Annotated in this window: 6 protein-coding genes; 1 reads left to right on the forward strand and 5 read right to left on the reverse strand. The window is 50.4% G+C overall.

The window, feature by feature from the left end:
- Nucleotides 1-483: 483 nt before the first annotated feature.
- Complete coding sequence (locus HW115_RS05175; RefSeq protein WP_178931535.1) at nucleotides 484-6,552, forward strand: lamin tail domain-containing protein; 6,069 nt, start codon at nucleotides 484-486, stop codon at nucleotides 6,550-6,552.
- A gap of 352 nt (nucleotides 6,553-6,904) precedes the next feature.
- Here HW115_RS05175 and HW115_RS05180 read toward each other — a convergent pair whose 3' ends face one another.
- The 5 genes from HW115_RS05180 to HW115_RS05200 form a co-directional block, all read right to left on the reverse strand.
- Nucleotides 6,905-8,929, reverse strand: a complete 2,025-nt coding sequence (locus HW115_RS05180) for a sulfatase-like hydrolase/transferase (RefSeq protein ID WP_178931536.1) — start codon at nucleotides 8,927-8,929, stop codon at nucleotides 6,905-6,907.
- A gap of 266 nt (nucleotides 8,930-9,195) precedes the next feature.
- Nucleotides 9,196-10,581, reverse strand: coding sequence for a hypothetical protein (locus HW115_RS05185; protein ID WP_178931537.1), 1,386 nt, complete (start codon nucleotides 10,579-10,581; stop codon nucleotides 9,196-9,198).
- Nucleotides 10,582-10,806: 225 nt separating this feature from the next.
- The gene (locus tag HW115_RS05190) at nucleotides 10,807-11,397 is read right to left on the reverse strand and encodes a hypothetical protein (RefSeq protein ID WP_178931538.1); all 591 of its coding nucleotides are present in this window, start codon (nucleotides 11,395-11,397) and stop codon (nucleotides 10,807-10,809) included.
- Between the two features lie 944 nt (nucleotides 11,398-12,341).
- Complete coding sequence (locus tag HW115_RS05195) at nucleotides 12,342-12,917, reverse strand: VPLPA-CTERM sorting domain-containing protein (RefSeq protein WP_178931539.1); 576 nt, start codon at nucleotides 12,915-12,917, stop codon at nucleotides 12,342-12,344.
- Nucleotides 12,918-13,253: 336 nt separating this feature from the next.
- The gene (locus HW115_RS05200; protein ID WP_178931540.1) at nucleotides 13,254-13,589 is read right to left on the reverse strand and encodes a hypothetical protein; all 336 of its coding nucleotides are present in this window, start codon (nucleotides 13,587-13,589) and stop codon (nucleotides 13,254-13,256) included.
- Between the last annotated feature and the right edge of the window lie 75 nt (nucleotides 13,590-13,664).

The raw sequence follows: 13,664 nt of genomic DNA on the forward strand, positions 1-13,664 counted from the left end.
CCGTTCAGTCGTCAATCGTCCTTCGCTGCCGATAAATAACGACCAATGGTGACAAGCCTCTTGGTTCGCTCCGGAAGAACCACTCTCAGGCGGAGAGCCACGCATTGGCTGAATTTATGCGGGTTCAGCAGCAAAATCAGGTTCTCATCAGTTGATGCAACTGGTAGAGCATCCAAGCCATGGATGCATTTTCAGAAGTGGTGTTCATTCAGAGTAGAGTCAATTTTCGCCCTGAAAAATCACCAAAATTTCACGTTCACCTGTGGCAGTCAAATCAGACGGATGCCCCAATGAATGTCGCAAAAACCTCAATCGAGCGAAGTTTTCCTGCCTTGACTGCTTGGATATGAACGTTTTGTTTGGATGCAGGCTGATCTCACTGCGGTTGATCGTTTTTGATCTCGTGAAGCACATCCTACGCATGCACCAATGAATCGGGTGACTCATACTCTGATCTATTTGGGCAGGTTTTCCCTTTCTCCAATGAAACATCCATCACTCATTGCCATCGTTGTTTCACTATGGAGTTTTGTTGCTTTGTCTGGATCATCTCTTGGGGCGGCTCCGATTGCTGGTTCTGACTTCTCAACGTCAACGGTATTCGATGCGGCGGGTGGTCAATTAGACATTTCCCTGGGAAGCTCGGACGACCTTGCCCCAGATGATCACGTCACCGTGAGTGATTGGGTATTCGTGAATGGAGGAAAGTTTCTGACCAGCGACAGCGCCGCCATTGGTATGCCCAGCGGTCCTGCAACCAAGATCGATGGTGGCACTGCCAGCCAACCCACCGTAGGCAGCCTACCAGCGGCCGACCTCAATGCGGTCAGCTTTTCAATCCATATCCCAGCCGATACGATCGTCGATCTGAGCTCGGTCACATGGCTTTCACGACAAGCCACGGACTCGACGTCCAACGCCCGGTGGATTGCATTTAAAACCAGCCTCGATACCGGTCTCATCTACAGCGAGGTAGGAAGCCACCGCTACGATGTCGATACCGTAAGCGTAGATCTCACAGGAGCGGCATATCAAGGGCTGACCGATACGACCGTGACCTTCACCTGGTATGCAGGCGGTTCGGGTTCGGGGGATCAGGATTTTGACACTCCGGTGGTTCACGGTGATGTGCGTATGGCGGCATCCGATCCTCCCACGGTCACCAACGCGAATGCTGTCGATATCAATCCTACTTTTGCGACCTTCGGAGGTGAGGTCACGGAAACCGGCGGCGCAAACCCGACGGTCACCCTCTACTGGGGTGACCATGATGGCGGCACCACCGCGGAGGCGTGGGACCACTTCATTACCTTGGGAAACCAAGATGCCACGTTCTCCACCGGGGTCAGTGGTTTAACGCCATCAACCACCTACTATTTCCGTTGTTTTGCGAGCAATAGTGCAGGTCAGGATTGGGCTGACTCAACAGCCTCGTTTACAACGGGAGCACTGCCGGATCCCCCGGTGGTGGTCAACCACGCCGCTAGTGAAGTCTCATACATTGAAGCTTATCTCAATGGAGCAGTGACCGGCACCGGAGGTGAAACTCCAAATGTCACCATCTACTATGGCGACAACGATGGCGGCACAGTCGCAACATCCTGGGATCATTCCGTCAGTATCGGTGCGCAGTCAGGAGCGTTTACCACCGATCTCTTTGGTCTGACCCACAACACGACTTACTACTACCGTGCTTTTGCGCAAAACTCGGGCGGCTCAGCCTGGGCAAGTGCAAGTGGCCAGTTTACCACTGCCGCTTTCTCCCTTCCCACAGTGGCCCATAGCGAGGCGGGTCATCTCACTGGGACGTCCGCTCAGATTGGAGGGTCGATTGTCTCCACGGGCGGGTCCCCGCCGGAGGTCACCCTTTACTGGGGCGACAACGATGGCGGCGAAAATCCACTGCATTGGGACGCATCGGTCAGCCTTGGCGAACAGAGCTCGGACTTTTCATCCATCGTGACGGGCTTAAACCCTCTCACGACCTACTACTTTCGGGTCTACGTGGAAAATGAAGCGGGCTCGGTCTGGGTAGACTCGACAGCCAGTTTCACCACTCTTGAGCTGAGCGCCTTGTTGATTAGCGAGTTTATGGCGTCGAACGATGGAGGAGACACGCATAATACGAACACGTGGTACCCCATTGCCAACCAGGTGCCGGGGTCCACCGATGATTGGATTGAAATCCACAACACCAGCAGCACAACACTGGACCTCGGCGGATGGAAACTTACCGATAGCGCCGATGAACTCAACCAATGGACATTCCCATCGGCGACCACGATCGTTGCCGGAGGTTATTTGGTTGTTTACGCTTCCGGTGCCAATAGCCCCGATGCTAATGGCAACTTGCATACCAACTTCAAGCTATCCGCCAAAGGAGAATACCTCGCCCTTGTGCGTCCTTCCGGAACGGTTGCAAGCGAGTTTGGTCCCAGCGGAGCAGACTATCCTCCGCAGGACAAGGATGTGTCCTATGGTTTACATCCCAGCCTGGGAGCCTCCGTCTATTTTTCTTCTCCGACACCAGGGGCTGCCAACGACTCTTCCGGTATCACCCGAGTGGAAGCCATGGCTTTTTCCCCTGACCGCGGCTACTACCAGACCGCGATCGAGGTCACCCTCTCCAACCCAACACCCGGGGCAACCATCTATTACACCACCGATGGCAGCAAACCTATCGACGGTAGCGGGAACCCGACTGCCACGGCTGCGATTTATACGACACCCGTTCCTGTGACCCAAACGACGGCGGTTCGCGCGGCTGCCGTCAAAGCCGGCTACGCTCCGACAACGGTTGATACCCGAACCTACTTGCTGCTGGATATCGATCATGCCAATGCCGACGGCACGGACAGCTCAGGTTTGAATACCGCTTTCCTTCAGCAGACTCAGCCAGCCGGTTGGGGCAGCCTGACGTCTGGCGACTACAATATGAACACCGCCGTGTCTCAATCGACAGCAACGGCTACCCATCATAGCACCTCAACAGCCCAGACCATGCTGTTAGGCATGCGTGATATTCCCACCCTTTCCATCGCCATGAACCATGCTGATTTCAGCGGTAGCAACGGCATTTATACCAACTCAACCGATAGCAGTTTGGAACACGAATGTTCTGCGGAGTTTATTCCGGCGCGAGGCGACACCCGCAACGACTGGCAGGTCAACTGCGGCATCAAAGTTCAAGGGGGGGCGAGTCGCAATCCAAGCAGCAGTCCAAAACACTCGATGAACTTTCGGTTCAGGGAAGAATACGGGACGGGGAGGTTAAACCAGGCACTCTTCCCAGGATCGAATGTGGAGGAGTTTAATTCACTCGCCCTGCGCGCTGGGTATAACAACTCCTGGATTCATCGTGACGCCGGACAGCGTGGTCGCGGCTCCATGATTCGCGACCAGTGGATGCGTCAGTCCATGCTTGATATGGGGAGCCCGGCTGCAGGTCACGGCATGATGGTCCATATCTTTGTCAATGGTCTCTACTGGGGGGTCCACAACCTCTGCGAGCGTCCCGAAGCCTCGCACTACGCATCCTATAACGGAGGCGACGACGATCTGCTTGATGCGCGTAACGGAGGGTCGGTTGTCGATGGCAATGCAACCGCGTGGAATGAGGTCTCTCAAGTGGTGGCTGATGGAGATTGGACAAAGATCCAAGGGGTGATTGATATGGATCAATACATCGATTACCAGATCATCAACCGGTATGGAGCCAATCACGATTTAAAATCAAATGGTAACTGGCGAGCCGCTGGCGGCGGTCCATTTCCGGAAGGTCAGCCAGAGTTGATGCAACCGTGGCAACTTTATTCCTGGGACGGGGAGCGGACCTTGGAAAGTGAAACGGCGACCAATGCGCCGGTTGATCCGATGGGCGTGCGCAGCACACTCGAGACCCATGCCGAATACAAGATGCGCTTTGCAGACCGGGTACAGAAACATTTCTTTAACGACGGGTCACTGACCCCCGGAGCCTGTGCCGACCGTTGGATGAAGTACGCAAACAACCTTGACCGAGCAATCATCGCTGAATCGGCGAGATGGGGCAACCACCGACGGACGCCGGCCTATACCCGCGATGGTGAGTGGTTGACAGAGCAGTCCCGTTTGATCGGTAGCTATTTTCCAGTGCGGACAAGCAATGTGCTGGGCCTTTACGTCAGTGAGGGGTTATTCCCACAGATCAATGCTCCGGAGTTTTTAGTGAATGGCTCCCCACAGCATGGTGGTGAAATAGCTGCTGGTGGAATCTTAACGCTCACAGCGGGAAGCGGCACAATTTACTATACCCTTGATGGTAGCGATCCTCGCTTGGAAGGTGGTGCAGTCAACCCTTCGGCAATCGCTATCCTTTCAGGGCAAACGGTGAATTTACCCTCCAGCCAAACGGTCAAAACCCGCTTGAAGGAGGGCGACACGTGGTCGGCACTCAACGAGGCAACTTTCTTCCTGGAAGCGTTGGCGCTGGCTGACGATTTGGTGCTGACCGAGATTCACTATCACCCCTCTGAAGCGACCGCCGTGGAACTGGCCGCAGGACGAGCTCTGGCTATCCCACGGGACTTGTCCGATGCGGATGTATTTGAGTTTGTAGAAATAAAGAACATCTCAAGCTATCCGGTGAATCTTGCTGGTGTTCATTTTGGAGAGGGACTGGATTTTACATTTGGAAATACCGTCTTGAATGCCGGTGCGATGGCGGTTCTTGTGCGTGATGCCGAGGCCTTTGCCATCAGATACCCCGGTGTCCCTATCGTTGGCAGCTACGAGGGCGGACTCTCCAATAGCGGGGAGCAGATCAGTCTCATCTTGCATGACGGTGGTCTTGCCCAGAGTTTGATATACAGTGACCAGGGGCAATGGCCGGGGCGCGCCGATGGGGAGGGATCTTCTTTGGAGTTGATCCATCCGACTGGAGAGGTGGCATATTCAGAAAGTTGGCGGTCGAGCAGTGAGTTTCATGGCTCGCCGGGAGTGGCTGGCAAGGGGTTGGACCAGCGGGTGGTGATCAACGAAGTCTTCACCCATAGCGAACTCCAAGCCTTGGATCAAATTGAACTCCACAATACCACGGAGGCGTCCCTTGATATTTCAGGCTGGGTATTGTCGGACCGGTCCAGCACCTACCGATCTTTTAGGGTTCCCAACGGAACAGTGATTGCCGCCGGAGCGTACGTGACCTTTGACGAGAGTGACTTTAATGTCGATCATTCGAACATCATTTCGACTTACTCGGGGGTAGCCGGGCAGGCTCCCACAGCAGTGACATCACCCTCCCATGGTCTTACGACCGGAGATGTGGTGACCCTTTCTGGCTATGGTGGATTTGGCGGCTACAACGGAACATTTGAAGTGACCGTCCTCAACGAAAATCATTTTTCGATCAACACCGAGTTTCTTGATAACCATGCCAGCAAGGGAACCTGGACACCGGGTAGACCCTTCTCCTTGAGCAGCTCCCATGGCGACAAACTTTGGTTGCTGGAAACAACGAACGATGATCGATTGGTTGGATTTGTCGATCAGGTGGATTTTGAAGCCGCTTTTGCGGGGGAGTCCCTCGGTCGCTGGCCCAATGGTGCCGGCACGGGCACCTTGGTGACGATGACGGAAAATACCTTCGGTCGGAACAATGCAGGACCCGTCATGGGACCGGTGGTGATTTCCGAGTTGATGTATGCTCCCGCTGGATCCGCCGGGGATTTGTTGGAGTTTGTGGAACTCTATAATACCGGTGACACAACCGAGCACTTGGACCACTGGACTGTGAGGGGAGGGGCTGATTTCGACTTCACCTCCGCACACAGCCTCGAGCCAGGTGGCTGTCTTGTGTTGGTATCGTTTGATCCACTGGTGGATGTTGCCGCGGCTGCTATCTTCCGGGCTGCATTTGGTATTGATTCATCCGTGCAATTGGTTGGACCATTTCTCGATGGTCCGCTGGACAAGGTCTCCGGAGCCGTTCGCTTGCGGCGTCCGGACTCCCCTCCGGAGGATGACCCTGAGTATTATCCTCAGGTTACCGAAGATGAAGTGCGTTATTCCAATGCCTCACCATGGCCAGTCACGGCTGCCGGATCGGGTGATTCATTACATCGAGTGCATCTTTACGGCGGCTTTGGAAATTTTGCCTCAAGCTGGTCGGCATCGACGGCGAATCCCGGAACATGGGCGATCGACTACTTGGCTTGGAGCGAATTGTTCTTTGGCGACGGCTCTCCAGAGAAGGGTGGGCCAAGTGATGATTTCGACTCCGATGGAGTGGTTAACCTGATGGAGTATGCCCTGGGTATGCACCCCTTGCAGCCGGATCACCTCTACCTCCCAACGCAAGAGGTCGATGGAACAGATTCGGTCTTTACCTACACCCGCTCGATAACCGCCAAAGGGATCGACTTCAAGGTCTACAGCTCGACAGACCTGATCACTTGGAAACCTGAAACGGATCGTTATCTTTCGAGTGATGGCTTTTTCGAAACCCGTGAGGTCCGGATTCCAACCGGGGGAACGAAGCAGTTCATCCGCTTAAAGGTAAGCCAGAGCCCCTGAGAGTACTCAAGCATTCTGCCAGGTTTGTATTTTCAGGGATTCACGCAAAGGCGCTAGGTCGCCAAGGGAAGAGCATGTTGCCAGCTTTGCGGCTTGGAGGCTTAGCGGCTTAGCGGCTTAGCGGCTTAGCGGCTTAGCGGCTTAGCGGCTTAGCGTGAGATCATTTGATCACCCACATCCTATGTCAAAGTTTGTTTTGGTACGCCTTTGGCGATCTAAAAATCGATGGGGACTCGCTTCAACAGTGGTGCCAAAACAACGGACGACCCGAAGTCGTTAGATGAGTTGGAAAAAGCCAGACAATAGATGCACCATTTCTTTGACTGACCCATTTATAGATGGATCTGCCCGATTATTTGTTCTTTTGAATGGTGATGCTGCCACCTTTGGGGGAGATTTGTTCAGGGAAGCGTTCTGCCAATTGTTTTGCCGAATAGACACCAGAAGTTAAGCTCTTCCCTTGAATCGTCGCCTCAGAAAATACCATGGATTGACTGAGAATAAGCTGGCCATTTAGTGTGAGTTTACCTGCTGCCGTGTTTAGTGGGGCTAATAAGGGCTTCGTAATGTGAAGAGAGCTTCCAGAGGCTACTGTGACATTGGTTGCCACACGGGGAATTAATGGCAAATCGATAAATGCTTGAGATGCTGTTCCTGAGACAGAGATGCTTGGTAGCCCGCCTTGCTCATTAGCCACCAAGGTGACGGGATTCCCCGCAAGGGTGATTTTCCCTTGGTCTCCTTCAAAACGAAGGCTGTTTACAATAAATGCATGCCCCGACATGCTAGTGAGGTTATTTTCCGCAGTATAACTGTTTCCTGAATTGACTGGAAATTTTAAGACTGTGTTGAGACAGCCATCTTGATTGCTCATATGCGGGCTCTTTACAGAGCTATTTAATTCTTTCCACCCCTTTAGGTCGTTCCACTTGGAGATGCTCTTATTTTGGTCATGCCCCTGATAGGTAAATGTATTGGCGAGGTTCCGGTCCTGTTTACCAAACCTGCCCCAGCGAGGTTTCGGAAAACTAGTTTCATAATCAACAAAAAGCCTCAGTAATTCTTTCACTTTTTTGGGATGCTTGCTGGCGAGATCATTTTTTTCGTAAGGGTCGTCCGTCAGATTATAAAGTTCATAGCTCACTTTTTGTGGTTTATCTCCTTTTGCTTTATGAGTCTCATAACCAGACGGGGCGTTCACTGTCTGAATTTTCCAATCACCATGGCGTAAGGATTGATTGCCTATATGACGGAAAAAGAGGGTTTGGTGAGGTCGTTCGGAAATTTTTCCGTTCAGGTAGGGGAGTAAATTGACACCATCTGTTGGAAAATGAACTTTGCCTCCGGCTAAATTTACAAATGTAGACATGAAATCGAGTGAACTCACAGGGTGAGGGTAATGCGCCCCTTCTTTTATATGAGGTCCGGCAAAAATCATGGGCGTACGAATACCTCCTTCATAGGTGCTCCCTTTTCCTCCACGCAGTTCACCATTATAATTTCCATATGCAATTTGCCCTCCATTATCATTGATAAACACAATCAGGGTGTTTTTACGAATCTGATGTTTATCCAGCTGGTTCACAATTTTGCCCACAGAGCGATCCATAGCTAAGTTCATGGCTGCTACAATCTTACGCTTCCCTTCCAGCTTTGGAAAACGAGCTAAATCCTGACTTTTTGCCTGCAATGGCGTATGAGGACTGTTGAAGGCGACGTAGAGGAAAAACGGTTTTGTTTCCTTATGATGCCTGTCGATAAAAGCAGCCGCTTCATCACCTAAGGCATCGGTAAGATATCGTCCTTTTTTAGGGTCATTATCCTTGGCGTTTCCTTCGTTTTGCCAGAGAGCACTGATATCTTTTTGGTTACGCATCACGCGCTGGTTTTCTGCCTTGGCTATTCCAAAATACTGGCGCCCCCCTCCTAAAAAACCATAAAAATCATCAACCCCCTGGTCTTCTGGGCGGTTATAGCCTTTCACCGCCCCAACATGCCACTTTCCAATGACTCCTGTTGTATAGCCAAGCTTCTTCAAACGTTCAAAAATAAGCACGTTATCAGGCTCAAGCCCGTCATTTTTAACCGTGGTCGAGTTTCCATTATTGCGATCAAAACCAAGCCGCTGTTGGATCAACCCTGTCATTAGGCTTGCCCGTGAAGGACTACACGTGGATTGCACATACGCTTGAGAAAAAATAGTGCCTGAGGATGCAAGTTTATCAATGTTCGGTGTGATCATCTCCTTGCTCCCCATAAATCCATAATCCACATAACCAGCGTCATCTGATATAATAAGAATGATATTCGGTGGAGCTGCGTGAGAAACTGTTAAAGTAAAAAAATATAAAGCAATGAGTGAAAATAGAGAGCGCATAACAGGAATGTTCAGAGGTTACAATTTACTGATATTGCCACAAGTAGAAAAGCCCTCCTTGATCTCGTCCAGAGCTACCTCACATTGAATTCTGAGGAAACAAGATCTTCTATCGTCACATCCATCAATTGAAAGACTCAGATCTCAAGCCTTTGCAGACTCTGGCTAAAACCCTGATCGATTGAAAGGAACCAACTGCCTGCATGTGACGTTGCACATTCTTCCAAGGCTGTATGTTTAGCGGCTTGGCGTGAGATGATTTCTCATCAGCGACTGCGATAAAAGTCCTCCAAAAGAAAAACCCTATCAGAAACCTCATCGGCCTCCTTCATTTTGCCGCGAGAAATAAGGACTGTCTGGAGATCATCCCAGAAAGCGATTCTCTCAGGGGTTAAGAGTATGATGCGCCGATAGTAGTACTCGGCTTGTTCCCAATTGCCCTTTTTCGCGTACATGTGAGCGAGAGTCCCAGCAGACCCTCCAGCTGGATAGAGTTTGTCGGCCTTTTTGAGAGCCGCCGTGGCTTCTTCGATCTTGCCCGCAGCAAACAAGGCGTCCCCTAGACAGACCAGATAGAAGGCTTCTGCAGCCGCGTGATCTTTGGCCAAATGTTTGAGACCCTTCGCAAGTTCGACGAACTTAGTCGGATTCGCTGAGCTAGATCTTAGTTTCATGTTCTCAATAGTGAATTGCTTCTGTTGCACTAGGAAACTATTCGGGAATTTTTCGACCAAGTCTCTGACAAGTTGGTCGGCCTTGGCAAAATCTATATTTCTTTTATGGAGAGGGATTTGCAACTCCTGCCATTCGTCGGTGAATTCCACGGGATCGAATCCATGGTCTTCTGCCCGTAGAGGGGTATCCAAGCGTTCGCCTTTTTTCACCGCCCCGGCGATACGGTCAGAGAGTCCCTGAGTGGGAGTAGCCAGTCTGAAGGTCTGGATCGGAAGTGGCAGAGGACTGTGGTACAGCGCTACAACTTCACCGCGTAGGTTGAGAAGAGGTGCCCCTCTGAAAAGTGCCGCATTTTGGCGCGGACCGCGACCCGTCGCAAAACTGAACTGCTTTGCCGGCGCCTCTGGGTTCTTCATTTCATAGTTGATTGCAGTGGTCCGGTGGGACAGGATGGGTCCTAAAACCAGATCCGAGGCGACTTCAGGCGAAAGGACCGCTATCCAGGATCCGACCGGAGTCGCTTCCGTTGAGATGCTGAGCGAGGTCGCGCCCTTTGGCTTGTCGGCGAACTTGATCAGGGCCAGTTCCTCCTTGGGGAATGTTGCTACCACAGTGGGAGCCTTGAGCGGGGTTTTATGCTTGTCTGCCAAGTGAAACTTGAGCTCCTCTTTCCTGCAGAATGGCCGCAGGTGACACACAGCCAGCCCCTTCTCACCAAAGAAAAATCCGACCTCGACGGCGACTCCATTTTGGGTGGGTCTGGCGATGTAGAAGAGTGCTGATCGCTTTGTCTGAGTCTTCTCCCGTAATCCATCCGGCGCTTTCTTTGATATGCTGGTTAAATCAGGAAGTTCCTGCGCATTGATGGCCGATGCGCCCAAAACGGCCAAAAGAATGACGGTGAGGGCGGGAGCTGTTCGCTTCATACGGGACTTTGTTTTTGCGCAGCTGTCGTGTGGTATTTTCGTATTTTTCATGGGGTGGAGGTAATGTGTTGTCGTGATTTTTACTAACTAGTCTTCATTCATGATAGCAGCCATTTTCGCAGAACGATGAATGATTAACTGACTGCTAGAAATGGGCATTTTTTTGGAGGGATGTGTTCGCAAGGTCTGTTCCCATGCATGCTGTCTTGTTTTCCCTGAGCTTAATCGCTTGGTCAAAACCCAAAAAGGACGCACAAAGAGACAGGTCTTTTCATTCTATCGGACTTTTTCTGGGGGCAAAGAACGGACTCGGCTAACAACACCTTCGGACGACAGGTTGGAAATGACAAACAAATCGATGTAATGGGTCGCTAACGACGTTGAGCCTGACATGTTGTTAACATGCGTTACCCCTGCAATCGTAACATCGGCAGCAGCTGTCAAAGGAAGCAACAATGCCGCCTCCGGCGAACCGCCTATAAGGGATTTTGAAACGTCAAACGAGGAATTGAAACCTCCCCCCGATAATGTCTGATCAGGATAGACGTCGTATTTAACAAAGTAGCTATGGCCATCCTTGGCATGGAAGCTCATTGGGACCGTTTTTTTACCAACTTTTGGCCAATCAAAGGCCACGACGGCCTTCACCGGACCACTCGGCACGCGCGCGGCACTACCGCTGACTTTTTTGCCGTTCACAGAAACGATACGTATACCTGATAGTCCACCTCGGTGTTCTTTTTCGGGCTTGGCTTTGAAATAGGCCTCACCGGGATTCAATGGGGGAACACGATTTGTAGCGCACTGGCTGAGAAGCAGCGCACAAAGTAAAGAGGTAACGAGTGATAGAAGATTGTTTATGTTCATGATGTATTTGGGGGTGAATTCCGAACAACCGCCCCTTATATCTCCCTATGCCATTCATTCAAAGGTTAAAAAAAAAGAGGAGCCAGCCGGTATCGAGTAAAACCTTACCCTTAAGGTGCGAGCCCTGGATGCAAAGCTGTATTTTAGGCTCACGCAAAGGCGCTAATACCATTCTCCCAGTTAAATTGGCAGAATGGTTTGAGTTTAAGATGATGAGTCAGTCAGCAAGCTGAATGGCAAGAGGGCACTGAGTCTTTTAGATTTTACCGTTGTTGCGCGTCAGTTGCATAGCCTGCTATGCGCCTTCCTTGCGCCTAGTTAAAATCGAAAACCTTCAGTGCCATTCAGCCAATTTAACTGATCAAATGGTATAAGTCGCCAAGGGAAGAGCATGTTGCTGGCTTTGCGTCTTAGCGGCTTGGCGTGAGATCATTTCTCACCATCGAACACGAAGGACCACTTCTCAAAATGTGATCACCCACACCCTACGTCAAAGATCGACTTGCAGGAACCATGGATTGGAAATCACGCGATCTCTTTGATCAAGCCGCCTTCTATGCCTCCGGCGATCAAAAAAATCGATTGGAAGTAATTCAACAATGGTTCCAAAACGAAGGACGACCTATAATGTATAAAGAGATAGAAAAAACCTTACAATCAATGCACTGTCCCCTTTATAACAATTTACTAACATTCGTTAACCACAATCCTCGGCCTGACCACCACCTGGCGAAGCGGGTAAAAAGTAGGAAATGCACCGAATCTCTTCCCCTTCCACACGCATGTCCCCTTCCATGACCCTTCAATTGCTTTTAATTACAGCTGAACTGAATTGATAGATTGTGATTTTCTTTCAGAGAGGCGCTAAAGGACTTGCAGGGAGAGGAATATTAAAGCTGAAAAATCCACACTTTCAAGACCTATAGAGTCAGCCAAAATACGTCCTAACGCATGCGCTTCCGGAATCCAACCAACCCGCCAAACCCCATCAACAGAAAGGCAATGCTAGCGGGTTCGGGGACAACATTAAAAGTCTGATCAACCACAGTAGGTCCAGCAAATGGATTATGAGTTGTACTACTTCCTGCAGGGACCGCATCGATTTTTTCAAGTTGCCCCGACACACCAGATTCCGCATACATCATGCCATCGAGGTCAAGCAGATTAAACCCCGAAGTGGCGCCGGTATAATCAAAAACACGAGTATATACATAGCCGCCCACATAGATATCAGACGCCTCATCCACAGTTTCCCCTACAACATAGGATCCATTGGGATTATTAAATTCAAACATAACCACTTCGGAGGAATCCACCTCAAAAGGATTGGTTGAATTAAAAGAAGAAATAACTCCGTCTGGAGTCCAAATTAACTGCCAGACGGAATTGGCAGACAGTGGAGTCACATTATCGATTTTAAAAACTTCATCCACTATATTGGGCATATCCCAGTATACCTGCGTGGATGCATTGGCGTTGCCGAAAAGAAGTAAGGCTAAAAGAATAGATTTTTTTCGCATTGGTATCGTTTAAGATTTAAATAAACTGTCTATGGAATGGAACAACTCCCAATTCCTCCCGCAAGTTATAGATAATAAAATAGAAAAATCAATTATTTATATTCCAGATTTCCGGCTGACCAGAGGATACCTCGGGATCAATAGATCAAGGAACACAGGGTCGCTAAACGTATCAGAAGGCCCAAAACCGGTACCAAATACACGTGTTCCATGGAAGTCATTGATCCATATAACGGATTGCACCGCACCCTTTTTTCACTCGCCACTATTTCTTTCACCAGTCTTGTTTTCCTCACTGTCTATTCAGGTTACAGGAGATCAGTTTTTTACAAAACCCTATAATTCTTGCTCAAATACACGGGCGAGATCTTCTCGTAATTGTGTTGGAGATGGCGTGCCGATTTGTTCGAACAGCCAGAGTTCTCCATCGGGCAGCGTTAGTCGAATGCGTTCGGGTTCGTGGCTTTTAGGATTTCGATCGATACGAAGCAGTTTGCCTGATCGAGCCTCGGCTGAGCGGAGTTTTTGTTCGGCGATCTCTCTCTCATCACCATCGGCGAGCCCGGCTGAGCGGAGGAATTTTTCGTAGTCGATTCGAAACGTCGAACTTTGAGCACGCCCCATTCCAGCTGCGGATTTTTGATAGATTTTGGCAAGATGCTGGAGTGGCATGGGAGGTTGAAGATGGAAGATGGAAGATGGAAGATGGAAGATGGGAGATGGGAGATGGGAGATGGGAGATGGGAG

Origin of the sequence: Oceaniferula marina (assembly GCF_013391475.1) — a bacterium.
GTDB classification, from domain to species: domain Bacteria; phylum Verrucomicrobiota; class Verrucomicrobiia; order Verrucomicrobiales; family Akkermansiaceae; genus Oceaniferula; species Oceaniferula marina.

Excerpts from the sequence above, each read along its gene's own strand:
- HW115_RS05175 (WP_178931535.1), top strand. The coding sequence starts at position 484 with ATGAAACATCCATCACTCATTGCCATCGTTGTTTCACTATGGAGTTTT.
- HW115_RS05180 (WP_178931536.1), bottom strand. The coding sequence starts at position 8,929 with ATGCGCTCTCTATTTTCACTCATTGCTTTATATTTTTTTACTTTAACA.
- HW115_RS05185 (WP_178931537.1), bottom strand. The coding sequence starts at position 10,581 with ATGAAAAATACGAAAATACCACACGACAGCTGCGCAAAAACAAAGTCC.
- HW115_RS05190 (WP_178931538.1), bottom strand. The coding sequence starts at position 11,397 with ATGAACATAAACAATCTTCTATCACTCGTTACCTCTTTACTTTGTGCG.
- HW115_RS05195 (WP_178931539.1), bottom strand. The coding sequence starts at position 12,917 with ATGCGAAAAAAATCTATTCTTTTAGCCTTACTTCTTTTCGGCAACGCC.
- HW115_RS05200 (WP_178931540.1), bottom strand. The coding sequence starts at position 13,589 with ATGCCACTCCAGCATCTTGCCAAAATCTATCAAAAATCCGCAGCTGGA.